Origin of the sequence: Bacillus sp. SIMBA_008 (assembly GCF_046535495.1) — a bacterium.
In the GTDB taxonomy this organism is placed as follows: domain Bacteria; phylum Bacillota; class Bacilli; order Bacillales; family Bacillaceae; genus Bacillus; species Bacillus subtilis.
The window spans coordinates 1-337 of record NZ_JAWRWL010000165.1 but is presented as its reverse complement, the minus strand read 5'-3'; the positions used below and the strand labels follow the sequence as shown (position 1 = coordinate 337).

General features: G+C 69.7%; 1 protein-coding gene. It reads right to left on the bottom strand.

The annotated features are described in order from the left end of the window. The coding region (locus tag SB658_RS22645; RefSeq protein WP_410602471.1) for a hypothetical protein at positions 1 to 337 on the bottom strand (337 nt) is incomplete at both ends.

Here is a 337-nt window from a genome sequence, read left to right as displayed (position 1 = left end):
GGCCCGACCCGCTCCTCGGTGCCAGGGTGAAGAGGATCTCCTCACCGGAGATCAGCAGGATGGCGAGCTTCCGGTACGACATGCTGGTCGCCTCGCGCGCGAAGACATCGCTGATCTCATCGAAGCGGATGCTGCGCCGCTCGCGCGGGGCCCCGGCGCCGAGCGATTCCCGGCGAAGGTCGATCTCGAGGCGATCGTCCCAGACGAGGACGAAACCGGGAGCCGACGAGTCGCCCGCACGACGGGCATCGCCGGGGAACTGCGCCTGCAGGAATGCGAAGCTGCTCCGGGCGCCTCCGTCCGCTGCCGCCTTGTCTGCGCGCCTGACCAGAGGCAC